This is a genomic window from Roseomonas alba (genome assembly GCF_019430885.1).
Lineage (GTDB): Bacteria > Pseudomonadota > Alphaproteobacteria > Acetobacterales > Acetobacteraceae > Neoroseomonas > Neoroseomonas alba.
The window spans coordinates 81,121-102,296 of sequence record NZ_JAHYBZ010000009.1 but is presented as its reverse complement, the minus strand read 5'-3'; the positions used below and the strand labels follow the sequence as shown (position 1 = coordinate 102,296).

Sequence of the window (21,176 nt, the reverse complement as noted above, 5' to 3'; positions counted from 1 at the left end):
GTCTGGGCTTGGCTCAAGCACGAAGGGCCGCGCCCCGGTCACCCGGGATGCGGCCCTCTGCTAAACGCTGAAGCGGTCCGGGGGAACCCCCCGGGCCTGGGCGGTCAGGCCAGCTTGGCCTTCGCCTGCTCGACCAGCGCCGCGAAGGCCGCCGGTTCGTCAAAGGCGAGGGCCGCCATCACCTTGCGGTCCATCTCGATCCCCGCCGCCTTGATGCCGGCGATGAAGCGGGAATAGGTCAGGCCATGCTCACGGACCGCGGCGTTGATGCGCTGGATCCAGAGACCACGGAACTCCCGCTTCTTGTTGCGGCGGTCGCGATAGGCGTACTGCAGCGCCTTCTCGACGCGCTCGAGCGCGGGGCGATAGGCGGTCGAAGACCGGCCGACATAGCCCTCGGCGAGCTTGAGGACCTTCTTGTGACGGGCGTGCTTGGTAACGCCGCGCTTTACACGAGCCATTGCTGCGCCCCTTCCTTACCGGTCCAGCCCATAGGGCAGCCACTGCTTCACGGTATCGCCGTCCTGCTTGTCGAGGACGAACATGCCGCGGTTCTGGCGCTTCATGGTGGTGGTCTTGGCGGTCAGCATGTGGCGCTTGTTGCCGGCGCCGGCCTTCACCTTGCCCGTGGCGGTCAGTCGGAAGCGCTTCTTCACGCTCGACTTCGTCTTCATCTTGGACATTTGGCCCTCCTTGCGGGGTGGGTGCGTCCCGGATCGCCACACCATGCGGCGGGGACGCGTCTTCCCGGCCGGGCATGTCCATGGGGCCACGACGCGGGAGGCGGGCGTATAGACCCCTGCCCCGCCCATGGCAACCGGACCTTCACGCTTGCCGGTGTTTCCTGTCGTTTTCCCGCCGATCCGACGGAAGGCCATGCCCTTGGACACCGCCCCCGCCTTGCCGCCCGACAGCCTCGACCAGGCCCTGGCGCCGCATTTCGCCGCCCTGCGCGCCTTTGTCGACCGCCGGATCGCCGAACTCAGCGCCGAGGTCTCCGCCTCGGTCCAACTGATGGGCATGACCGAGGAGGCCCTCGGCAACCGCATCGCCGAGGTCCATGCCCAGATCGCCCGGCTGATCGCCATCCCGGCCAGCGGCGCCCGGAATTCCGGGCTGGAGCTGGAAGCCGTGGTCCAGGCCACGGAATCGGCCGCCGACACCATCCTCGAAGCCGCGGAGGCCATCCAGACCTGGCTCGACGACGGCGGCAACGACGCCACCGCCCTCGCCGCCCTGACCGAGCGGGTGAACACCATCTTCCAGGCCTGTTCCTTCCAGGACCTGACCGGCCAGCGCATCCGCCGCGCCATCAAGCAGCTCCAGCAGGTGGAAACCATGCTGGAAGGCCTGGTGCCAGGCATCGGCACGCCTGACGCGCCGCGCGTCGAGATCCTCGGCCACGCCCCCACGGTGGAACCGGCCGCCGCCGCAGGCCCGGACCTCGCCCAGGCCGAGATCGACCGGCTGCTGAACGGCTGAAGAATCGTTCGGAATGCACCGTTCGGCGCATTTCAGTGTCCGGCCCGCACGCCCACCAAGCCACCCAGTTCAGCATACTGTCCTTGGGTTGCCGGTCAGGGGTACAGGCCGTGCCACACGTTTCAATACGGTCCCTGACCCCTGGCAAATCCGGAACGGTCGCTCCAAAATACATCCCGCAACCGGAGGCAACGGCGCCGTCATGCGGGATTTCCAAGCCATCTTCGCCCTCGCGGCCGCACGCAAGGGCGGCCCCGCCGCGCTCGAGGCCATGCTCGCCGAAACCGCCCCGCGCAGCCCCGCCGAGATCGCCGCGACACCCGATGACCGCATCCTCGCCGAGATGACCCGGCGCATCTTCAACGCAGGCTTCTCCGCCAAGGTCATCGCCGACAAATGGCCGGCGTTCGAGGCCGCCTTCGAAGGCTTCGACCCCCGCCGCAACGCCTTCATGACCGAGGAGCAATTCGACGCCCTGCTCAAGGACCGCGGCATCGTGCGCAACGCGGCCAAGATCCGTGCGGTGCAGGTGAATGCGCAATTGCTGCTCGACCTCGCCGAGAAGCACGGCAGCGCCGCGCGCTTCTTCGCCGACTGGCCCGACAGCGACCATGTCGGCCTGCTGGACCTTCTCCGCAAACGCGGCGGCCACCTGGGCGGCGACGCCGCCGGGCGCTTCCTGCGCGGCATCGGCAAGCCCGCCTTCATCGCCACGCCTGACATGGTCGCCGCCCTGGTCCGCGAAGGCGTGATCGACAAGGCCCCCACCGCAAAGCGGGACTTCGCGGCGGTGCAGGCGGCGTTCAACACCTGGGCCGAGGAGTCCGGGCGGGACCTGACCGCAATCAGCCGCGTGCTCGCGATGAGCGTGGACAGCCCCGGGCATTGATGGCGGCCGGAGAGGGGCTTTTCCCCTCCCCGGAGCCCCCTAGGCCGAAGGGCCCTTGGAAGCCTCGACCAGGCGCCGTGCGCCGCTGGCAGAATGGTGCCGAAACACGCGTTCGCGCAGGAACGGCGCTTCAAGGGGACGGCGTACGCTCTCGGCCCATCGCCAGACGCCTGCGGCCCAGGTGCTCCAAGCACCTGGCAGGGGAGGACTGGAGGGGACAGCGTCCCCTCCAGTCCCGCGCTCCTCAGCCCCGCGCCCGCCAAGGGTTTCGGCCGGCCGGCCGTCGCTCTATATGCGCTGGTGAGATGATCCCCTTCCGCAAGATGCACGGCCTGGGCAACGACTTCGTCGTGCTGGACGGGCGCGCCGCCGCGCTGCCGGTCACGCCCGCGCGCGCCGCGGCCGTGGCCGACCGGCATTTCGGCATCGGCTGCGACCAGTTCATCGTCATGGAGCCCCCGCCGGCGGGTTCCGACGTCTTCATGCGCATCCTGAACCCGGACGGTTCCGAGGCCGGCGCCTGCGGCAACGCCACGCGCTGCATCGCCTCCCTGGTCGCCGAGGAGCGCGGCGCCGACCGTGTCGTGGTCCGCACCATCGCCGGCGAACTCCCGGTCGAACGCCTGCCCGGCGGACTGTGGCGCGCCGACATGGGCCCCGCCCGCCTCGGCTGGCGCGACGTGCCCCTGGCGCGCGAGGTCGACACGCTGCACGTGCCGCTCGCGCTCGGCCCGGTATCGGACGCCGCGGCCTGTTCCATGGGAAACCCGCACGCGACCTTCTTCGTGGACGACCTCGACGCCAGCGACGTCGCGACCATCGGTCCGAAGCTCGAACACGACCCGGTCTTCCCCGACCGCGCCAATATCGGCTTCGCCCAGGTGCTGGCCCCGGACCATATCCGCGTCGTCATCTGGGAACGCGGCGCGGGGATGACGCTCGCCTGCGGGTCGGGCGCCTGCGCGACCATCGTGAACGCGGTGCGCCGCGGCCTGACGGCGCGGCGCGCGACCGTCTCCATGCCCGGCGGTGACCTGACCATGGAATGGCGCGAGGCCGACGGCCACGTGCTCATGACCGGCCCCGTCGCGACCGCCTTCAGCGGCATGCTCGACCTCGAAAGCTACGCGGCGTGACGGTCGAAATCCTCACCTTCGGTTGCCGCCTCAACACCTATGAGTCCGAGGCAATGCGGGATCTGGCGACGAAGGCGGGCCATGCCGGCGCCATCGTCGTCAACACCTGCGCCGTTACCGCCGAGGCCGAACGCCAGGCCCGCCAGGCCATCCGCAAGGCCCATCGCGACAATCCGGGCGCGCGCATCATCGTCACCGGCTGCGCCGCCCAGATCGCCCCGGAGACGTGGGCCGCCATCCCCGGCGTCGAACGCGTCATCGGAAATGGCGACAAGCTGAAGCCCGAGACCTGGGCCGCCCTCGACGCGCCCCCCGCCCCCGTCACCGACATCATGGCGGCGACCGAGACGGCGGCACATCTGGTGACCGAATTCGCCGGCCGCGCCCGCGCCTTCGTGCAGGTCCAGCAGGGCTGCGACCATCGCTGCACCTTCTGCGTCATTCCCTACGGCCGCGGCCCGTCCCGCTCCGTGCCGATGGGCGCAATCGTCGAGCAGGTCCGCGCCCTGGTGCAGGCCGGCTACAGCGAGGTGGTGCTGACCGGTGTCGACATCACCTCCTACGGTCCCGACCTGCCGGGCCGGCCGACGCTCGGCCAGATGATCCGCCGGCTGCTCGCCCTGGTGCCGGAACTGCCGCGCCTGCGGCTATCCTCGCTGGATCCCGTGGAAGTCGATGACGACCTCTGGCGCCTGATCGCCGAGGAACCCCGCCTGATGCCGCACCTGCATCTCTCGCTGCAGCACGGCTCCGACATGATCCTCAAGCGCATGAAGCGGCGCCATCTGCGCGCGGACGCGATCGCGCTCGCCGACCGCGCGCGCAGGCTGCGCCCCGATGTCGTCTTCGGCGCCGACCTTATTGCGGGCTTCCCGACCGAGACGGACGAGCACTTCGCCGACACCCTCTCGTTGGTCGAGGCCTGCAACCTCTCCTTCCTGCACGTGTTCCCCTATTCCGAACGTCCCGGCACCCCGGCAGCGCGCATGCCGCAACTGCCGGTGCCCCTGCGCAAGGAACGCGCGGCCCGGCTGCGGGAAGCCGGGGCCAAGGCAGCCGCGCGCCTGTTCGCCGCGCGTATCGGAGCGGAGGAAACCGTGCTCTTCGAACATCCCGACCGAGGCCACACCGAACACTTCGCCCCCCTTCGCCTGGCCAGCGGCGCCGCGCGCCCCGGCGAGATCCGCCGCCTGCGCGTGACGGCGGCGACGAACGACGCCTTGCTGGCCGAGGCCGCCTGATGGCGCTGCGCGACCTGTGGACCCGCCTGCGCGGCGGGTCGGACCCGGTGCCGGACCAGCCAGGCCCACCGCCTGCCCCCCTGCCCGAGGCGCCGCCCCCCTCGCCCCCGCCCAGCCCGCCCCCGGAAAACCCGCCTCGCCCCCCCGAGCCGCCGGCCGAACCTCCGCCGCCGGTCGAGGAACCGATCCCGGAGCATCCCTCCGAGACGCCCCCGCCCTTCCGGGACCCGCCCATCGAGGCCCCGCCGGTCGAGCTGCCCCCGCCCGCGCAGCTTCCCCCCGCCGAGGCCCCGCCGCCGATGATGCAGGAGCCAGCCCGCCAGGGCTGGTTCTCCCGCCTCAAGGCCGGGCTGGCGCGCTCCACCGCGAAGCTCACCGACAGCGTCACCGGCATCTTCACCAAGCGGAAGCTGGACGATGCGGCGCTGGAGGAACTCGAGGAGACACTGATCGCCGCCGATCTCGGCGTCGCCGCGTCGCACCGCATCGTCGAGGCCTTCCGCCGCACCCGCTTCGGCAAGGAAGTCACCGATGAGGAGGTGAAGGCGACGCTGGCCGACGAGATCGCCGCCATCCTCGCCCCCGTCGCGCAGCCGCTCATGCTCGACACCTCGCGCGCACCACATGTCGTGCTGGTGGTTGGCGTGAACGGCACCGGCAAGACGACGACCATCGCCAAGCTCGGCAAGCAGTATCGCGACCAGGGGCTGAAGACCGGCTTCGTCGCCGGCGACACCTTCCGCGCCGCCGCCGTCGAGCAGCTTCAGGTCTGGGCCGACCGCACCGGCGCCCGCTTCTTCCCGCCTGCCAAGGCGGGCGCCGATGCGGCCGGCCTGGCCTTCGACGCGCTGACCACGGCGCGCGCGGAAGGCCTCGACGTGCTGCTGGTCGATACCGCCGGCCGGCTGCACAACAAGTCGGCGCTGATGGAAGAACTGCGCAAGGTCATCCGCGTCATCCGCCGCGTGGACGACACCGCACCGCATTCCGTGCTGCTCGTGCTCGATGCCACCACCGGCCAGAACGCCGTGCAGCAGGTGAAGGTGTTCAAGGAGATGGTGGATGTCTCCGGCCTCGCCGTGACGAAGCTGGACGGTTCCGCCAAGGGCGGCGTCGTCGTCGCGCTGGCGCAGGAATTCGGCCTGCCGGTCCACGTCGTCGGCGTCGGCGAGAAGGCCGAGGACCTCCGTCCCTTCGCCGCGCGCGACTATGCGCGGGGGTTGCTGGGTCTGGACTGACCCACGATTCCGGCGTCATGGTCCGCGCCTCTCATGAGGAACGCCATGACGAAGAAGCCAATCGCCCGCACGCCCATTCCTGACGTCAACACGCTGCCCGAGGACATCCGCACGCGCATCCTGACCGTGCAGGAGAAGTCCGGATTCATCCCCAACGTCTTCCTGATGCTCGCGCACCGGCCGGAAGAGTTCCGAGCCTTCATGGCCTATCACGACACCTTGATGGACAAGTCGGAGGGCCTGACCAAGGCGGAACGCGAGATGATCGTCGTTGCCGTCTCCGCGCTGAACCAGTGCCAGTATTGCGTCGTCGCGCACGGGGCGATCCTGCGCATCCGCGCGAAAAACGCGCTGATCGCCGACCAGGTCGCCGCCAACTGGCGCAAGGCCGACATCACCGACAAGCAGAAGGCGATGCTGGAATTCGCCATCAAGGTGACGCTGCGCGCCAATGAGGTGAACGAGGACGACCACAAGGCCCTGCGCAAATCGGGGTTCGATGACGAGGCGATCTGGGACATCGCCGCCATCGCCGCCTTCTTCGGTATGTCCAACCGTCTGGCCAACGTCACCAATCTGCGGCCCAATGACGAATTCTACGGCATGGGAAGAGGGTGAGATGACTGAAGTCCGCTGGGAACGCCTGACGGCGCCGCAATTGCGCGCGCTCGCCGAACGCGACGCCGTTGTGGTCGTGCCTGTCGCGAGTCTCGAACAGCATGGCCCGCACCTGCCGGTCTGGACCGACAGCTTCATCGGCCATTCCGTTTCCGTCCGCGCTGCGGAGCTCTGCGAGGACCTCCCGGCGGTCGTCCTGCCGCCGATGTGGCTCGGCCTGTCCGAGCATCACTTCCCCTTCGGCGGCACGATCAGCGTGGACTACGCGACCTTCGCCGGCATCCTGCGCTGCATCGTGCGCTCGCTGCTCGCGGACGGCTTCTCCAAGGTCATGCTGTTCAACAGCCATGGCGGCAACATCGATCCGCTTGCCGTCTCGGCGCGGGAACTCGCGCATGAATTCGGCATTCCCGTGCTGACCACGACCATCACCAAGGTCGCGCCCGCCGCCATCTCCGCAGCCCTCACCGCGCAGAAGGCGATCCACCACGCCTGCGAGGGCGAGACCAGCATCTGGATGCATCTCGACCCGTCGCAGGTGCGCATGGAGGAGATCGCGAACTCCGTCTCTCCCGGCAATTTCGACGCCGGCAGCCAGGCCTCCTCGCGCTTCTGGTCCTTCTCGGAACGCGCCCCGGTCACCGGCGTCCGCGGCGACGCCCGCGCCGCCACACCCGAAAAGGGCAAGGCCATCTTCGAAGCCATGGCCGAAGGCCTCGCGCGCGAGCTGCGCGACACCGCCAACTGGTCCCCGCCCGACGATGTCTGGCGGCGCGGCCGCGCGCAGGGACCGCGGTGATCCCACCCTTCCACGGGCAATGGGAATCGGCGGAACGTATCGGCGAGATCCTCGCCGGTACGCTCCGCGCGGCGGACGATCCGCTCTGGCCGCGTTCCGGCGCGGCCGGCGCGGCGGACTACGAACGCTGGGCGGACCATCTCTGCGGCGTGGCCTGTCTGCGCATGGCCCTCGCCGCCCAAGGCATCACCCCGCCCCGCGCCTTCGACCTGGCGCGGGAACTGACGCATCGCGGTGGCTACGTGCTGCGGCCCGACGGGGACATCCGCGGCCTGATCTACGCCCCGGCCGTCGCCTGGCTGCGCGACGCGCACGGCATCGCCGCCGAGGTGCGCGTGGACGTCGCCGCCGAGGCCATCCCGGAGATGCTCGCCGGCGGGGGCCTCTTCATCGCCTCGGTGCATCCGGCCATCCGCCGCGCGGGCGCGGGCGCGGAGCCGCCATCACAGGGCGGGCACCTCGTGCTAGTGTTCGGCGTGCAGGGCGGCCTGCTGCGGTTCCACAACCCGTCCGGGGACAGCAAGGAAACCCAGATGGATGCGCGGCTGCCACTGGCGGAATTCGCACGGTTCTACGCCGGGCGCGGCATCGCCCTGCGGTGACGGTGAGGGGCTTTGCCCCTCCCCGAACCCCACCCCACCAAAGGCCGCAAGGCCTTTGGAATCCTTGAGTTGGGCTGGCAGTCCGCTGGACAGGGGACGTCGTTCTTGATATGTTCCTAGATCAAGGCGGCGCAATTTGTCCAAAACAGCACACGCCGACGTGAGATCCACTTCGGCACCCGACAACGGATGACGGTTTCCAAAGGCCCTGTGGCCTTTGGTGGGCTTGGCGGCACTGCCGCCAAGGTCTGGAGAGGGGCAAAGCCCCTCTCCGGTCCGTACGCGCCAAATTTGGAGCAGAGCCCCGCCAACTTGCGCCCTTACCCCGACCGCGCCATGTCCACGCCCATGCCTGACCTCCTCCGCGTCCAGCCCGACCCGACCGATCCGCGCCTGACGCGCCGTGTCACTGGCATCGACCAGACCGGCGCGCCGATCGAGACGAGCGTCACGGTGGAACGCCCGCTCACGCTCTACCTGAACGGGCAGGAGATCGTGACGATGATGACGATCCTCGACCGGCCGGAGGATCTCGCCATCGGCTACCTGCTGAACCAGGGCATGCTGAAACCCGACGCCGAGGTGACGGGCGTCGACTACGACGACGACCTCGGCGTGGTGGTGGTGCGCACGCCGGAACGCACGGATTTCGAGGAGAAGCTGCGCAAGAAGACGCTGACCTCGGGCTGCGCGCAGGGCACGGCCTTCGGCGACCTGATGGAGGGCTTCGCCCAGGTCCGGCTGCCGAAGACGGAGCTGCGGACCTCGTGGCTTTATCGCCTGCTGCACCGGATCAACACGCTGCCGACGCTGTATCTGGAAGCCGGCGCGATCCATGGCTGCGCGCTGTGCTGGGAGGACCAGCCCGTCGTCTACATGGAGGATGTCGGCCGCCACAACGCGGTGGACAAGATCGCCGGCTGGATGTTCCGCAATGGCGAGACGGGCGGCGACAAGATCTTCTACACCACGGGGCGGCTGACCTCGGAGATGGTGATCAAGACGGTGCGCATGGGCATTCCGATCCTGGTCTCGCGATCGGGCTTCACCGCCTGGGGCGTGGAGCTGGCGCGCGAGGCCGGGCTGACCGTCATCGGCCGCTGCAAGGGCAAGCGCTTCATCGCCCTGTCGGGCGAGGACCGCATCGTCTTCGATGCTGACCTGCACTACGTCGAGGAGGAATCCGCGAAGCATTGGCGCAAGAACAGCGCCGAGGCGATGGCTGCGGGCGACGATGCGGGCTGACACGCTGGGCGTGGTGCTGGCCGGCGGGCTCGCACGCCGCATGGGTGGCGGCGACAAGCCGCTGCGCATGCTGGGCGGCCGGCCGATGCTGGACCATGCGCTGGACCGCCTGGCGCCGCAGGCGGCCGCGGTGATCCTGAACGCCAATGGCGATCCGGCACGCTTCGCACCCTATGGCCTGCCGGTGGTCGCGGATGGGCTGCCCGATCATCCCGGTCCTCTGGCGGGAATCCTCGCCGCGCTCGACTGGGCAGCGGAACAGCGACCCGACCTGCCCTGGGTGATCTCGGTCCCGGGCGATTCCCCCTTCATCCCGGCCGACCTGGTCGCGCGCCTGCACAGCACGCGGGAGGCTGCCGGCCTCCCCCTCGCCTGTGCCCGGTCCGGCGGCCAGACGCATCCGCCGGTCGGCCTCTGGCCGGTCTCGCTGCGCCGCGACTTGCGTGCGGCGCTGATAGCCGGCGAGCGCAAGATCGACCGCTGGACCGCCCGCCATGGCTGCACCCATGCCGACTGGCCCGACACGCCGGTCGACCCGTTCTTCAACGCCAATGCCCCCGAGGACCTGGCGGAAGCCGAGCGCCTGCTACCGCTGTTGCAAAGCGCCGACCCGATCGCCATAGACAAAGCGTGAATTGAACGCGGGAAGCGCCAGTCATGAAGGCCATTCTGTTCGGGATCGTCATCGCGGCCCTGGTCGCCGTCGGTGCGGCCTATGTGCTCGACACCAAGGTGCAGGAAACCGCGGCGGTCGCCTTCACCTCCAACGCCGCGCGCCTCTGACGCGGCCGGGCGTCAGCGCAGCGCCTGCGCGGCGCCTAGGCCCAGCAGACCCAGCCCGACCACGAAGGGCAGTCCGGGTCGGGTCGGCAGATCGATGCGCGTGGGCTCGGACGGATCGTAGAGCAGCGGCACCGCGCCCTCCCCTTCCCGCCGCGCGATCAGGCGGAGATCGGTGGTGACGATCTCGATCGTGCCGCCGGCCGGCAGGGTGAAATCGATCCGCCAGGACGGCCCGGAGGCCGTCGGCAGGAAGACGATCCGACCGATGGCGCGCCGCCAGGTCAGCCGCCGCACCAGCCCGTCCAGATCCCGCCGCAGCAGCACCAGACCGAGCACGCACAGCAGCAGCGCGGAGGCCGTCCCGTCGATCACAACAGGCCGGCGAAGGGCAGCACCATGATGCGATCGCCGGGCGCGACGGCGGTCACGTCCTCGGGCAGTTCGGCGAAGCCGTCGGACTCCGTCAGGGAGGAGAGCAGCCCGGCCCCTTCGCGCGGGAACTTGCGCGCCTGCGTCACGCCATCTGCCTCCGCCAGCGTCACCCGCACATATTCCCGCCGCCCCGGCTTCTTGCGGTAGGCGAAATCCGCCACGGCGCCGAAGCGCGCCAGGGGCGTGCCGGCCGCGCCGGCCAGGCGCAGCAGCAGCGGCCGCGCCAGGTGCAGGAAGCAGACGACCGCCGCCACCGGGTTGCCCGGCAGCCCGACGACCGGCGTGCCGCCCACCATGCCCATCGCTGCCGGCCGGCCCGGCTTCACCGCCAGGCGCCAGAAGACCAGCGTCCCGCCGGCCTCGATGGCGGCGCGGACATGGTCCTCCTCCCCGGTCGAGACGCCGCCGCTGGTCAGCAGCAGGTCATGGGTGCGCGCGGCCTCGGCGAGCGCCGCCGCCGTGCGGCCAGGATCGTCCGGCAGGATGCCGAGGTCGCTCGCCGCGCAGGGCAGCCCGCCCAGCAGCGCCAGCAGCGTGAAGCGGTTGCTGTCGTAGGTCTGTGCCGGGCCCAGCGCCGCGCCGGGCTCGGCCAGTTCATCCCCGGTCGAGAAGACCCCCACGCGCGGCAGAGGACGCACCGCGAGATGCGTCCGCCCAAGCGCCGCGGCGAGTCCGATCTCCGCCGGCCCGATCCGCCGCCCGGCCTCGAGCGCGACCGCGCCCTGCGCCACATCCTCCCCCGCCGGCCGCGCATTGGCGCCACGCTTCAGCCCGGGCGGCACGAGGATGGCGCCGCCGTCGCGCGAGACGTCTTCCTGCATCACGCAGGTCTCGGCGCCCGGGGGCATGGGCGCGCCGGTGAAGACGCGCACCGCCTGGCCCGGCGCGACGGGCGCGGCCGCCACATGGCCTGCGGCCACCCGTCCGGCTTCGACGAGCCGCGTCGGACCATCCTCGCGCAGATCGGCATGGCGGAAGGCCCAGCCATCGACGGCAGCGTTGGCGAAAGGCGGCAGCGGCAGCGGCGCAACCAGCTCACGCGCCAGCACCCGCCCGCGCGCGGCGGCCAGCGCGACCAGTTCCTCGCCCTCGGCCGGCGGAATGCGCGCGGCGATCAGCGCCTGCGCTTCCTCCACCGCCATCAGCGCGCCGCCGAAGGCAAAGCAGTCGTCGCTGAGCTGCGCCACTCAGGCCTCCTGCCGCTCGGCCCAGGCGATGGCGTCGAGCGGCTGCGCATGCGCCATCACCAGGCCGGCGATGGCCTCGATGTCGTCCAGCGCCGCGCGCGGCAGGTCATAGGGTGGCGGCACGTCGGACGCGACCGCCACGATCCCCGGCATGTCCGGTCGCATCCAGGGCTTGCCGTTCGCCACGCGGTGCACCTCGATCTTGGGGTGGGCGTCGCGCTTGTAGCCTTCGACGATGATCAGATCCGCCGGGTCCATGCGCGCGACGAGTTCGGGCAGGGTCGGCTCGCGGGCCGTGCGGAGTTCGGTCATCAGCGCCCAGCGCGCGCCGGAGGCAACCATCACCTGCTGCGCGCCCGCCTGCCGGTGCTCCCAGGAATCCTTGCCCGGCTGATCCACGTCGAAGCGATGATGCGCGTGCTTCAGCGTGGAGACGGACAGCCCGCGCCCGATCAGGCAGGGCAGCAGCTTGACCATCAGCGTCGTCTTGCCTGCCCCGCTCCAGCCGGCGAGGCCGATGATGCGCGTCACGTCAGAACTCCCGGAAATACGACGGGCGCATGACAACCGCCATGCGCCCGTTCCATCTGCGTCCGGTGCGGCCCAGGGTCAATCGCCGCCGGTCGGTTTCGCCCGCACCGGCGGGGTGGCGCCGCGTCCCTTGGCGAGTTCCTGCTCGACCCAGAGGTTGTGGTGCTGCTTCGCCCAGTTGAGGTCCACCTGGCCGGTGGTCATCGCCTCCACCGCGCCGTCCATGCCGATCGTGCCGATGTAGATATGGGCCAGCATCACCGCGATCAGCAGCACCGCCGGGATGCTGTGCAGCATGTGGCTGAGCTGCATGCCCTGGATATCGGTGAAGAAGAACGGGAAGATCAGCATGTAGCCGCTGGCCGCGACCAGCGCGCCGCCCAGCACGGTGATCCAGAAGATCCCCTTCTGGCCGGCGTTGAAGCGGCCGCTCGGCGGTTCGCCATGCCCGACCAAGCCACCACCCGCCTTCAGCCAGCGGATGTCATTGCCGTTCGGGATGTTGTCCTTCGCCCAGAGCAGCAGCATGAACAGCAGGCCGAGGGTGAAGGGGAAGGCCAGGAAGTTGTGGGCGTACTTGCCGATCTCGGTGACGGTGGTGAAGGCCGAAGGCCCGATCAGCGGCAGCAGCACATGCCGCCCGAAGGTCAGGTTGAGGCCCGACAGCGCCAGCACGATGAAGCAGGAGGCGACCATCCAGTGGTTCGTGCGCTCGAACAGGTCGAAGCGCAGGATGGTGCGGCCCGAACGGCCACCCTGGATCGGGATGCGCCCGCGAATCAGGTAGAAGGCGGTCAGCAGCACCAGCATGCCGACCACCGCGATGCCGCCCACCCAGGCCAGGGTGACGTTGTGGAATTCGCGCCATTCCCGCCCCTGCGGCTGGATCAGATTGGCGGCGCGCTGGTCTGGAATGGTCACCCGCCCGTGCACGGTATTGCCCTGCAACAGCGCCTGGATGGCGAGTTCATCGGCGAGCGGCGGCGTGCCCGATGGCTGTTGCTGCGCGAAGGCAGGCGTACCGGCCAGCAGCGCGGCGAACAGGAGGAGGATGCGGATCGACATGGCGTGCCTCCTCAGATCGTCACGGTTTCACGATAGGCGGTGCGCCAGCCCCAGGCGCCGGAGCCATAGCCGCGCTTGACCACGCGTTCGCGATAGATCTGGGCGATCACCTCGCCATCGCCGGCGAGCAGCGCCTTGGTCGAGCACATCTCGGCACAGAGCGGCAGCTTGCCCTGCGCCAGGCGGTTCGACCCGTACTGGATGAACTCGGCTTCCGAATTGTCCTCCTGCGGGCCGCCCGCGCAGAAGGTGCATTTGTCCATCTTGCCGCGGGTGCCGAAATTGCCGATGCGCGGATACTGCGGCGCGCCGAAGGGGCAGGCGTAGAAGCAGTAGCCGCAGCCGATGCACAGATCCTTGTCGTGCAGCACCACCGCATCCGCCGTGGTGTAGAAGCACGACACCGGGCAGACCGCCTGGCAGGGCGCATCCGTGCAGTGCATGCAGGCCATGGAGACGGAACGCTCCCCCGGCTTGCCGTCATTCAGCGTGACGACGCGCCGGCGGTTGATGCCCCAGGGCACCTCGTTCTCGTTCTTGCAGGCGGTGACGCAGGCGTTGCATTCGATGCAGCGGTCCGAGTCGAGAAGGAACTTCATGCGGGCCATGGTCGTGTCCCTCCCTTACGCCGCACGGATCTGACAGAGGGTGACCTTGGTTTCCTGCATGAAGGTCACCGGGTCGTAGCCGTAGGTCGTGACGGTATTCACGGATTCGCCGAGGACGATCGGGTCCGTCCCCTGCGGGTATTTGCTGCGCTGGTCTTCCTGCATGAACCAGCCGGCGAAGTGGAAGGGCATGAAGGCGACACCCGGGCCGACACGCTCGGTCACCAGCGCCTTCACCTTCGTCCACTTGTCACGCGGCATTTCTGGGCCGGCCACCAGCACCCACTGCCCATCGCTGATGTTGCGCGACGCGGCATCCGCCGGGTTGATCTCGACGAACATCTCCTGCTGAAGCTCGGCGAGCCAGCGGTTGGAGCGCGTCTCTTCGCCGCCGCCCTCATATTCGACCAGACGGCCGGAGGTGAGGATGATCGGGAAGTTGGGCGCCAGCTCCTTTGCCCGGTTCTGCACCGACTGGCCGAGATGCGGCAGACGGAAGCCGCGCCGGTCGGGCAGCGTCGGGTACTGCGCGATCAGGTCGGTGCGCGGGGTGTAGATCGGTTCGCGATGCACCGGGATCGGATCGGGCAGGTTCCAGGCATTGGCGCGTGCCTTGCCGTTGCCGAACGGAATGCAGCCATGCGCGATGGCCACGCGCTGGATGCCGCCCGACAGATCGGTGGACCAGGACACGCTGTCGATGTTCTCGCCGAAATAGCGGCGGATGTTCGCGAGTTCGTCGGCGGTCAGTTCCTCGAACCAGCCGAGCCGCTTGAGCACCGCGATGGTGAATTCCGGATAGCCGTCGGTCAGCGCGCTGTCCTTGGAATAGGACCCGTCGGCGAGCAGCGAGACGCCATTGCGTTCCACGCCGAAGCGGGCGCGGAAGGTGCCGCCGCCATCCTTCACCGCAAGGTTGGTGTTGTAGAGGATATGCGTGCCCGGATGCCGGAACTCCGGTGTGCCCCAGCAGGGCCAGGGCAGGCCGTAAAAGTCGTTGGCGATCTCGGCCGGCGCATCCGCCTTGGCGCGCAGCGTCACCAGGTCGAATTTGTCCTGGTGCTGCATGTGCAGCTTCAGCCGCTCCGGCGACTGCCCGCAATAGCCGGTGGACCAGCCGCCGCGGTTGATCTCGCGCAGGATGCTCTCGGGGCTGGGCTCCTGGCCCTTCACCTCGATATTCCTGAACATCTCGGCCTGGAAGCGGATCGGCATGTTCCGCTTCTCGGCCGCGCGGTCGAGCGCGCCGCAGAGGCGATACATCGCCTCGTAGTCCGTCTTGCTCTCGAAGATCGGGTCGACGATCTTGTAGCCCCATTGCAGCGAGCGGTTCGACGCCGTGCGGCTGCCATCCGTCTCGAAGTTGGTGCAGATCGGCAGCAGGTAGGTGTTGTCCTTGCGCCCCGACAGAACCGAGAAGGTCGTCGGATGCGGGTCGCACACCACCAGCAGGTCGAGCTTCTCGAGCCCCTTCACTGCGTCCGGCATGCGCGTGACGGTGTTGCCGCCATGCCCCATGACGAACATGGCCTTGAAGTTGTCGCGCTGCTCGACTTGGTCCTTCGGCAGCGTCACCGCGTCGAAGTACCGCGTGGTCGGGATGCCCGGCGTCTCCATCATCGCCTTGCTGTCGAAGCGCGCGACCATGCTTTCGTAGGAGACATCCCAGACGCGGGCCCAATGCTTCCAGGCCCCGTCGGCCAGGCCATAGTAGAGCGGCAGCGACGTCACATCGAGGCCGAGATCCGTCGCCCCCTGCACATTGGTGTGGCCGCGGAAGATGTTGGCCCCCGTGCCCGCCGCGCCGACATTGCCGGTCGCCAGCAGCAGGATCGAGTAGGCGCGGACATTCGCCGTGCCGACGGTCTTCTGCGTGGCGCCCATGCACCAGATCAGCGTCGAAGGCTTCTGCGTCGCGAAGAGTTCCGCGACCTTGCGAAGCTGCGCGCCGGGCACGCCGGAGACACGCTCGACCTCCGCCGGCGGCCATTTCGCGACCTCGGCCCGGACCTCATCCATGCCGTAGACACGCTGGCGGATGAATTCCTTGTCCTCCCAGCCATTCTGGAAGATGTGCCACAGGATGCCCCAGATCACCGGAATGTCGGTGCCCGGGCGCAGCCGGACGTATTCGGTCGCGTGCGCCGCCGTCCGCGTGAAGCGCGGATCGATGACGATCATGTTGGCGCGGTTGATCTCCTTGCCCGACAGCACGTGCTGCAGGCTGACCGGATGCGCCTCTGCCGGGTTGCCGCCCATGATGATCATGGTCTTGGCGTTGCGGATGTCGTTGTAGGAGTTGGTCATCGCGCCGTAGCCCCAGGTATTGGCTACGCCCGCGACGGTCGTCGAATGGCAGATGCGCGCCTGGTGGTCGACGTTGTTCGTCCCCCAGAAGGCCGCGAATTTGCGGAACAGATACGATGCCTCGTTGGTGTATTTCGCGCTGCCCAGCAGGAACACCGAATCAGGGCCCGAGGCCTGGCGGACGGCCATCAGCTTGTCGCCGATCTCCTCCATCGCCTGGTCCCAGCTCATGCGCTGCCATTGGCCGCCCACGAGCTTCATCGGATATTTCAGACGCCGGTCGCCATGCACCAGCTCGCGCACCGACGCGCCCTTGGCGCAGTGGGTGCCGCGGTTGATCGGGCTGTCCCAGGACGGTTCCTGCCCGACCCAGACGCCGTGTTGCACCTCGGCGGTGACCGTGCAGCCCACCGAGCAATGGGTGCAGACATTCTTGATGCGGGTGACCGGCTCGGCATGGTTCACCGGCCCGGCCGCGGCGGGGCGCACGGTGGTCAGCGGAATGGCCCCGAGGGCCGAGAGGCCCACGCCCGTCACTCCGGCCTGCTTCAGGAAGGCGCGGCGGTCGAGGCCGCCTGAGGACAGCCCGGCATAGGCCGCTGCGAGGCGCTGTTTCCCGGCGCGCGCTTCGGAACGCTTGATCAGCATGGGGTTTCGCTCCCTCGTCTCGCCGCGCTCAATCGCCGTAGCGGTTGGTGCGGTAGAAGGCCTGCACATCGGCCGCATTGGCCTGGTAGCGGGCCTTCACACGTTCGGCTTCGTTCTCCTTGCGGGCGAGGCCGGATGGCACGGAATCGGCACGCTGGTAGCCCGCCGGCTCGGCCGCTTCCGCGACGCCCACGGCCGCCGCAGCGGCAACGCCACCGAGGCCGAGCGTCCTCAGAAAGCCTCGGCGTTCCGCCGCGCTCTTGTCTGTCCTGCTCATGGTTCAGCCACTCCCGGTCCCATCATGCCGGCAGCCCGGAGGCTGCCTGTTCGATCTCGATCGCCGTGCGGCCGAGCCGCCCGACTGCGCGGTAGAAGCGCGCGGCCTGCGCCGATTCGAGATCGGTGAAGAAGCGCCCCGCCCAGGGGCGGAGATGCGTGTCGAAGAAGGATGCAGCTGCGTCCGGCCCGCCGTCGAAGCTGCCCGAAAGCAGCCCGGCATAGACCTCGCAGACCGACCCGATCTGGTCCTCCGGCTCCGCCACGCCCGCCGCGCGCTCCAGCCCCAGCCGCGCGAGGGTCGCGCGCAGCTCGGCGAGCGGGCGTTCATGCAGGAAGCCGGTCAGGTAGTAGGAGGCGAAGGGCAGCAATTCGCCGCGCGCGACGCCGATGAAGAGGTCGTGGAACTCGCGCTCGACCGCCACGCTGTCGGTCTCGATGGCGGCCTCGGCGACCACGCCATAGGCCTCGCCGAGCGGGGTGCGATCACCGCGCAGCGCGGCGAGCGCGAGGAGCAGCCGCGCATCCGGCGCAGCCACCAGAAGACGCCCGAGCAGCGCGAAAAGCCGCGCGCGCTCGGTCGTCATGGCCTGGTCCTCGATGTCGGCGACGCCCGGTGCGGACATGCCGAACGCTCTCCCTGCTCCCAATCCCGAGGATTCTACTCTGGATCGCAATCGCAAAACAACGCATTGAAATCATTGCGTTTTGTTGCGAGTCATTCTCAACTCGGAAGGGCGGAGCCGTGGCGGCGGGGGATGGGGTCTTCGCTGCGTACGGGGGCGGATTCCAGGGCCTCCGGTGCGGGGATCGGCACAGGAGCCTCGGCAAGCACGATCGGTGTCTCGTCGCCGGTCGGCAAGCCCGCGTCCGGTGCCTCCGCTTCGGGCGCCGGCTGTTCCACCTCAGCCGGCGGCCTCTCGGCATCGGCGAAAAGCCGCGCGACCATCTGCTTCACATCACCCGACAGGTGCAGCGCCCCGCCCGGCACGCCATCCGACGCGTTGTAGTCCCAGGCGTAATCCGCCAGGCCGATGAAATCCCGGATCGCCGGATCAAGCGTCCAGGCCTTGCGCAGCGCGGCGCGCTTCAGCGCCTCGGGCACCGCCTTGTGCAGGAAGGCGGCGAAATCGCTCTCGGCGGTCAGGCTTTCGATGGATGGCAGCGAGGCGAGGTCGAAGGGGGGCTCCTCGACCTCCTGCGGCGCAGCCGGCGCGGGCGCTTCGGCGGGCGCGGGGGTCTCGACCGGCGCGGCCTGCGGTTCCTCGACCGGGATGCCGGCCTCGGCGGCGCGCTTGCGGCGCGACCAGCGCGACAGGAAGCCTTCGTCGCTCATGGCTCCTCCACCGGCGCCCGGCGGCCCAACGCCTCGGTATCGGCGCGGTCGCGGCGGCGCTTGTGGAAGGTACGCTCACGATGGTGCTCGGCGATGAAGCGTTCGAGGATCAGGCGCAGACCGCGCGGCAGGGGCAGGGCCTCGACCAGGTCGTCGCCGGCCTCGGTGAAGATCTGCGCCTCCCCCGCATCGAGGGTTGCGGCCTGGAGGCGGTAGCCGGGGGCTTCCTCGACCGGGCGCAGCACCACCCAGATGTTCGGCGCCGCCTGCTGGAGGTTGTGGATGTAGTTGTCGGTGTCGCTCGGATAGAGCGCGATCTCGGCCACCCCGGCGAAGAACAGGGTGCGGCCGGCATCCTCCCGCAGGACCGACCAGGGGGCGACCGGGGGGATGTCCTCCAGCACATCCACCGCCGCCCAGGCATGTTCGGCCCAGGGAGTCACGCCGGGCCGGCGTTCCGCCAGCACGGCGACAGGGATGCGGATGCTGCCCGGAACGTCGAGGGTCATGCCGCGTCCTCCTTCGCTCGCAAGGGCAGGCCGGCGACCAGGTTCTGCGGCTTCATCCGCAGCCGGTTCGCCGCATCCATCGCCAACGCCAGATAGACCGGCCGCCCGGCGACGCGCGGCAGCACGCGCGCAGTGTCGGCGAATTCCAGCACGCCGAGCCAGAGGATGCGGGCCAGCCGTTCCTGCTTCACGCTGCGCCCGTTCCACAGGTCGTTGGCGATGGCGGTGGCCTCGGCATCCAGGCCGACATGCCAGGTCCAGGCGGCGTCGTCGATCACAGGCACGGCGCGGATGGTCACCACCTCGCCGAAGAGATGCGCGATGAAGCGTTCCAGCGCGCGGGCCAGGCCACGCTGGCCGTCGCGGCCCTCTGCGATGTCGAGGGCGAAGTCGTGCCCGTCGGAGCGCCCGTGATAGAGATGCGCATTCTCCGCGGCGAGCACGTCGAGTTCGACCTCGCGCGGCGGCGCGCCGGCCTCCACCAGCAATTGCCCGAGCGCGCCGAAGCCGCCGTCGCGGCCGCGCATCTCCACCACTTCCTCATCGGCCAGCAGCATCGCGCCCTGGTGGATGCCGACGCGCTGGGTGCGGAAGAACAGTTCGCCGGCGCGCAGGGCGAAGGGATCGCCCTCCCCTTCCAGCGCCGCGCGGGTGACGAGGTGGGTGAGCATCTGCAGCAAAATCGGCGGAATGCCGGCCACGCCGTCGCGATACAGCGCGATCCAGGCGGCCTCCAGCGAGGGCTCCGCCATCACGCGGTCGCGGAAGGCGAGGAAATGGCCGAAATTCTCCCGCGCATCCGGGTCGGCGAGGGCCGTGAGGCGGTCGGCGACCACCGCCTGCACGGGGTCGTCCATCAGCGCGGCATGCAGCGCGCGCTCGGCGTCGCAGGCTTCCTCGGGCGGGATCAGCTCCGGCCGGGCGAGGAAGGCGCGCCACAGATCGGGCGTCGCCGCCAGCCGCCCATGCTCCACCACGTCACAGAGGTGATGGCCGGAGGCGACCCAGAAATCGCCGGGGGAAAGCAGGTCGTTCATGGCGTGCGCCGCGCCATGCGGGCGAGGTCGGGGCGGATGGGTTCCTCCTCCTCACCCACCACTTCGACCGTGGCGAAGACCGGCAGGGTCTCGACGCGCTGCGGCGCGCGATCGTGCAGGGTGCGGAAGCGTTCGCGCAGTTCGCCGGCCTCGATGCTGCGGGACAGGGCGACGATGGTCCCCGGCGCGTGCTCGCAGAGCGATTCGGCGAAGGCGATCTCGTCCTCGGCCGCGGCGCGCGCGGCCGTGTCGTCGGGCGCGCCGTGGGTAGTCCGCAGATGCACCGCGAGAGCCGTCACCGCCGCCGCGCGGTCCTCGGCGCTGGCCTCCGCGACCGCGACCAGCGTCGACCAGCCGAAGGACCCGAGGCCCAGGAATCCCGCCCGGAAGGCCTGGCGCCGCTTGCCGGACAGCGTCGAAGGGTCCTCGTCCCAGAAGCAGAAGCCGCCCGGCACGGCCCATTCGCCGGGCTCGGCCGCCGCCGGGAAGACCACAGCATCGGAGGCATCGAGCCGAATGGTGCGCAGCAGCCGCGTCATGCCGGCACCGCCAAACGGAGCCGGCCCGCGTGCCACACCAAGTCCCCCGTGCCGGGATCGAGATGCGCCCCCGCCGCCAGCGTCGGATCGAGCCGCGCCAGGTAGCGATGCGCGAGCGCGTCGAAGCCGCCCGCCTGCCAATCGGCCAGCGTCGCCATCAGGTGCCGCGCCCAGGCGGCGGTGAGCTCGGCGGGCGTCGTTTCGACATAGCCTTCCTCATACAGCGTGGTGCGATCCGGGTCGCGACCGGGTTCGACCGCCAGCTTCGCCGCGAAGGCCAGTTCGATGCCGACGACCAGCCAGTCGGGCACGGCATCCTCGGCGCAGCCGGGCGGTGCCGCGAGCCGCGCCGCACCAACCGTGCCGCTGTTCACCCGGATGGTGGCGGGCCAGTCGAAGGTCAGCGGCATTTCCGGCGTGCCATGCGGCGACAACGCATCGGCCGCGGCCGACACGGCGGCGAGTAGCGCCGCCCGCGCCACGGCGAGCGGTTCTTCCGGTTCGAGCACGATCGCCGCCTCGACCCGCGCCCAGGACCGCACCCAGACCAGCGTGCCGGCGCCATGTTCCGGCGCCATGGCGATGGCGCGCGTCATCGCGTCCCCGCCCTCGCGCAGCGCGACGATGGGGGTGAAGACGCTCGGCAGGTGTGGCAGGCCCTCGGACAC

General features: G+C 69.7%; 26 protein-coding genes. 11 read left to right on the top strand and 15 right to left on the bottom strand.

Annotated elements, in window-relative coordinates:
* Window positions 1-104: 104 nt before the first annotated feature.
* Both rplT and rpmI read right to left on the bottom strand, forming a co-directional pair.
* On the bottom strand, window positions 105-461 hold the full coding sequence (rplT, locus tag KPL78_RS23565; protein ID WP_168040551.1) for a 50S ribosomal protein L20: 357 nt from the start codon (window positions 459-461) through the stop codon (window positions 105-107).
* Between the two features lie 15 nt (window positions 462-476).
* Entirely contained in the window at window positions 477-683 is a 207-nt protein-coding gene (gene rpmI / locus KPL78_RS23560; protein ID WP_219765424.1) for a 50S ribosomal protein L35, read from the bottom strand.
* Window positions 684-876: 193 nt separating this feature from the next.
* Between rpmI and KPL78_RS23555 the strand changes: the two genes are divergently transcribed.
* From KPL78_RS23555 to KPL78_RS30435, 11 genes are all read left to right on the top strand, one after another.
* A complete protein-coding gene (locus KPL78_RS23555) occupies window positions 877-1,482 on the top strand; it encodes a protein phosphatase CheZ (RefSeq protein WP_219765423.1) in 606 nt (201 codons plus the stop codon).
* 202 nt (window positions 1,483-1,684) lie between these two features.
* The gene (locus KPL78_RS23550) at window positions 1,685-2,371 is read left to right on the top strand and encodes a DNA-3-methyladenine glycosylase I (RefSeq protein ID WP_219765422.1); all 687 of its coding nucleotides are present in this window, start codon (window positions 1,685-1,687) and stop codon (window positions 2,369-2,371) included.
* A gap of 305 nt (window positions 2,372-2,676) precedes the next feature.
* Entirely contained in the window at window positions 2,677-3,507 is an 831-nt protein-coding gene (dapF, locus tag KPL78_RS23545) for a diaminopimelate epimerase (RefSeq protein WP_219765421.1), read from the top strand.
* Window positions 3,504-4,748 (top strand): tRNA (N(6)-L-threonylcarbamoyladenosine(37)-C(2))-methylthiotransferase MtaB, encoded by a 1,245-nt coding sequence (gene mtaB, locus KPL78_RS23540; protein ID WP_432761292.1) that lies wholly within the window; start codon window positions 3,504-3,506, stop codon window positions 4,746-4,748. Before dapF ends, mtaB begins: the two co-directional genes overlap by 4 nt.
* Before the next feature lie 302 nt (window positions 4,749-5,050).
* Window positions 5,051-5,986, top strand: a complete 936-nt coding sequence (gene ftsY / locus KPL78_RS23535) for a signal recognition particle-docking protein FtsY (protein WP_369412846.1) — start codon at window positions 5,051-5,053, stop codon at window positions 5,984-5,986.
* A 45-nt stretch (window positions 5,987-6,031) separates the two neighbouring features.
* A complete protein-coding gene (locus KPL78_RS23530) occupies window positions 6,032-6,604 on the top strand; it encodes a peroxidase-related enzyme (RefSeq protein WP_219765418.1) in 573 nt (190 codons plus the stop codon).
* A gap of 1 nt (window position 6,605) precedes the next feature.
* The gene (locus KPL78_RS23525) at window positions 6,606-7,403 is read left to right on the top strand and encodes a creatininase family protein (RefSeq protein WP_219765417.1); all 798 of its coding nucleotides are present in this window, start codon (window positions 6,606-6,608) and stop codon (window positions 7,401-7,403) included.
* Window positions 7,400-8,005 carry a C39 family peptidase gene (locus tag KPL78_RS23520; protein WP_219765416.1) on the top strand — a complete coding sequence of 202 codons (606 nt, stop codon included), beginning with the start codon at window positions 7,400-7,402 and terminating at the stop codon, window positions 8,003-8,005. Before KPL78_RS23525 ends, KPL78_RS23520 begins: the two co-directional genes overlap by 4 nt.
* A 348-nt stretch (window positions 8,006-8,353) precedes the next feature.
* Window positions 8,354-9,250: a formate dehydrogenase accessory sulfurtransferase FdhD gene (gene fdhD, locus KPL78_RS23515; RefSeq protein ID WP_219765415.1), complete on the top strand. Its 897-nt coding sequence runs from the start codon at window positions 8,354-8,356 to the stop codon at window positions 9,248-9,250.
* Window positions 9,240-9,884: a molybdenum cofactor guanylyltransferase MobA gene (gene mobA, locus KPL78_RS23510; RefSeq protein ID WP_219765414.1), complete on the top strand. Its 645-nt coding sequence runs from the start codon at window positions 9,240-9,242 to the stop codon at window positions 9,882-9,884. Before fdhD ends, mobA begins: the two co-directional genes overlap by 11 nt.
* A gap of 23 nt (window positions 9,885-9,907) precedes the next feature.
* Window positions 9,908-10,033, top strand: a complete 126-nt coding sequence (locus KPL78_RS30435; protein ID WP_255569369.1) for a hypothetical protein — start codon at window positions 9,908-9,910, stop codon at window positions 10,031-10,033.
* A 12-nt stretch (window positions 10,034-10,045) separates the two neighbouring features.
* On the opposite strand, the gene KPL78_RS23505 is transcribed toward KPL78_RS30435, so the two are convergent.
* The 13 genes from KPL78_RS23505 to KPL78_RS23445 form a co-directional block, all read right to left on the bottom strand.
* Window positions 10,046-10,405 (bottom strand): hypothetical protein, encoded by a 360-nt coding sequence (locus KPL78_RS23505; RefSeq protein WP_219765413.1) that lies wholly within the window; start codon window positions 10,403-10,405, stop codon window positions 10,046-10,048.
* On the bottom strand, window positions 10,402-11,652 hold the full coding sequence (locus KPL78_RS23500) for a molybdopterin molybdotransferase MoeA (protein WP_219765412.1): 1,251 nt from the start codon (window positions 11,650-11,652) through the stop codon (window positions 10,402-10,404). The genes KPL78_RS23505 and KPL78_RS23500 overlap by 4 nt, the downstream gene beginning before the upstream one ends.
* Window positions 11,653-12,183 (bottom strand): molybdopterin-guanine dinucleotide biosynthesis protein B, encoded by a 531-nt coding sequence (gene mobB, locus KPL78_RS23495; RefSeq protein ID WP_369412837.1) that lies wholly within the window; start codon window positions 12,181-12,183, stop codon window positions 11,653-11,655.
* A 78-nt stretch (window positions 12,184-12,261) separates the two neighbouring features.
* The gene (locus KPL78_RS23490) at window positions 12,262-13,248 is read right to left on the bottom strand and encodes a formate dehydrogenase subunit gamma (RefSeq protein ID WP_219765411.1); all 987 of its coding nucleotides are present in this window, start codon (window positions 13,246-13,248) and stop codon (window positions 12,262-12,264) included.
* An 11-nt stretch (window positions 13,249-13,259) separates the two neighbouring features.
* On the bottom strand, window positions 13,260-13,856 hold the full coding sequence (gene fdh3B, locus KPL78_RS23485) for a formate dehydrogenase FDH3 subunit beta (RefSeq protein WP_219765410.1): 597 nt from the start codon (window positions 13,854-13,856) through the stop codon (window positions 13,260-13,262).
* A gap of 15 nt (window positions 13,857-13,871) precedes the next feature.
* A complete protein-coding gene (locus tag KPL78_RS23480) occupies window positions 13,872-16,811 on the bottom strand; it encodes a formate dehydrogenase subunit alpha (protein WP_219765409.1) in 2,940 nt (979 codons plus the stop codon).
* 28 nt (window positions 16,812-16,839) lie between these two features.
* Window positions 16,840-17,088 carry a twin-arginine translocation signal domain-containing protein gene (locus KPL78_RS23475; protein ID WP_219765408.1) on the bottom strand — a complete coding sequence of 83 codons (249 nt, stop codon included), beginning with the start codon at window positions 17,086-17,088 and terminating at the stop codon, window positions 16,840-16,842.
* Between the two features lie 22 nt (window positions 17,089-17,110).
* On the bottom strand, window positions 17,111-17,713 hold the full coding sequence (locus KPL78_RS23470; RefSeq protein WP_219765407.1) for a TorD/DmsD family molecular chaperone: 603 nt from the start codon (window positions 17,711-17,713) through the stop codon (window positions 17,111-17,113).
* Window positions 17,714-17,811: 98 nt separating this feature from the next.
* Window positions 17,812-18,423 (bottom strand): DUF3306 domain-containing protein, encoded by a 612-nt coding sequence (locus KPL78_RS23465; protein WP_219765406.1) that lies wholly within the window; start codon window positions 18,421-18,423, stop codon window positions 17,812-17,814.
* A complete protein-coding gene (locus KPL78_RS23460; protein ID WP_219765405.1) occupies window positions 18,420-18,932 on the bottom strand; it encodes a DUF3305 domain-containing protein in 513 nt (170 codons plus the stop codon). Before KPL78_RS23460 ends, KPL78_RS23465 begins: the two co-directional genes overlap by 4 nt.
* Window positions 18,929-19,969, bottom strand: coding sequence for a DUF6352 family protein (locus tag KPL78_RS23455; RefSeq protein ID WP_219765404.1), 1,041 nt, complete (start codon window positions 19,967-19,969; stop codon window positions 18,929-18,931). Before KPL78_RS23455 ends, KPL78_RS23460 begins: the two co-directional genes overlap by 4 nt.
* Window positions 19,966-20,508 carry a DUF6505 family protein gene (locus KPL78_RS23450; protein ID WP_219765403.1) on the bottom strand — a complete coding sequence of 181 codons (543 nt, stop codon included), beginning with the start codon at window positions 20,506-20,508 and terminating at the stop codon, window positions 19,966-19,968. The genes KPL78_RS23455 and KPL78_RS23450 overlap by 4 nt, the downstream gene beginning before the upstream one ends.
* Window positions 20,505-21,176: a biotin/lipoate--protein ligase family protein gene (locus tag KPL78_RS23445; protein ID WP_219765402.1), complete on the bottom strand. Its 672-nt coding sequence runs from the start codon at window positions 21,174-21,176 to the stop codon at window positions 20,505-20,507. The genes KPL78_RS23450 and KPL78_RS23445 overlap by 4 nt, the downstream gene beginning before the upstream one ends.

What these genes read in the sequence shown, in the direction of transcription:
- rplT (WP_168040551.1), bottom strand. Translation starts at nt 461, where the DNA reads ATGGCTCGTGTAAAGCGCGGCGTTACCAAGCACGCCCGTCACAAGAAG.
- rpmI (WP_219765424.1), bottom strand. Translation starts at nt 683, where the DNA reads ATGTCCAAGATGAAGACGAAGTCGAGCGTGAAGAAGCGCTTCCGACTG.
- KPL78_RS23555 (WP_219765423.1), top strand. Translation starts at nt 877, where the DNA reads ATGCCCTTGGACACCGCCCCCGCCTTGCCGCCCGACAGCCTCGACCAG.
- KPL78_RS23550 (WP_219765422.1), top strand. Translation starts at nt 1,685, where the DNA reads ATGCGGGATTTCCAAGCCATCTTCGCCCTCGCGGCCGCACGCAAGGGC.
- dapF (WP_219765421.1), top strand. Translation starts at nt 2,677, where the DNA reads ATGATCCCCTTCCGCAAGATGCACGGCCTGGGCAACGACTTCGTCGTG.
- ftsY (WP_369412846.1), top strand. Translation starts at nt 5,051, where the DNA reads ATGCAGGAGCCAGCCCGCCAGGGCTGGTTCTCCCGCCTCAAGGCCGGG.
- KPL78_RS23530 (WP_219765418.1), top strand. Translation starts at nt 6,032, where the DNA reads ATGACGAAGAAGCCAATCGCCCGCACGCCCATTCCTGACGTCAACACG.
- KPL78_RS23525 (WP_219765417.1), top strand. Translation starts at nt 6,606, where the DNA reads ATGACTGAAGTCCGCTGGGAACGCCTGACGGCGCCGCAATTGCGCGCG.
- fdhD (WP_219765415.1), top strand. Translation starts at nt 8,354, where the DNA reads ATGCCTGACCTCCTCCGCGTCCAGCCCGACCCGACCGATCCGCGCCTG.
- mobA (WP_219765414.1), top strand. Translation starts at nt 9,240, where the DNA reads ATGCGGGCTGACACGCTGGGCGTGGTGCTGGCCGGCGGGCTCGCACGC.
- KPL78_RS30435 (WP_255569369.1), top strand. Translation starts at nt 9,908, where the DNA reads ATGAAGGCCATTCTGTTCGGGATCGTCATCGCGGCCCTGGTCGCCGTC.
- KPL78_RS23490 (WP_219765411.1), bottom strand. Translation starts at nt 13,248, where the DNA reads ATGTCGATCCGCATCCTCCTCCTGTTCGCCGCGCTGCTGGCCGGTACG.
- fdh3B (WP_219765410.1), bottom strand. Translation starts at nt 13,856, where the DNA reads ATGGCCCGCATGAAGTTCCTTCTCGACTCGGACCGCTGCATCGAATGC.
- KPL78_RS23480 (WP_219765409.1), bottom strand. Translation starts at nt 16,811, where the DNA reads ATGCTGATCAAGCGTTCCGAAGCGCGCGCCGGGAAACAGCGCCTCGCA.
- KPL78_RS23475 (WP_219765408.1), bottom strand. Translation starts at nt 17,088, where the DNA reads ATGAGCAGGACAGACAAGAGCGCGGCGGAACGCCGAGGCTTTCTGAGG.
- KPL78_RS23470 (WP_219765407.1), bottom strand. Translation starts at nt 17,713, where the DNA reads ATGTCCGCACCGGGCGTCGCCGACATCGAGGACCAGGCCATGACGACC.
- KPL78_RS23465 (WP_219765406.1), bottom strand. Translation starts at nt 18,423, where the DNA reads ATGAGCGACGAAGGCTTCCTGTCGCGCTGGTCGCGCCGCAAGCGCGCC.
- KPL78_RS23460 (WP_219765405.1), bottom strand. Translation starts at nt 18,932, where the DNA reads ATGACCCTCGACGTTCCGGGCAGCATCCGCATCCCTGTCGCCGTGCTG.
- KPL78_RS23455 (WP_219765404.1), bottom strand. Translation starts at nt 19,969, where the DNA reads ATGAACGACCTGCTTTCCCCCGGCGATTTCTGGGTCGCCTCCGGCCAT.
- KPL78_RS23450 (WP_219765403.1), bottom strand. Translation starts at nt 20,508, where the DNA reads ATGACGCGGCTGCTGCGCACCATTCGGCTCGATGCCTCCGATGCTGTG.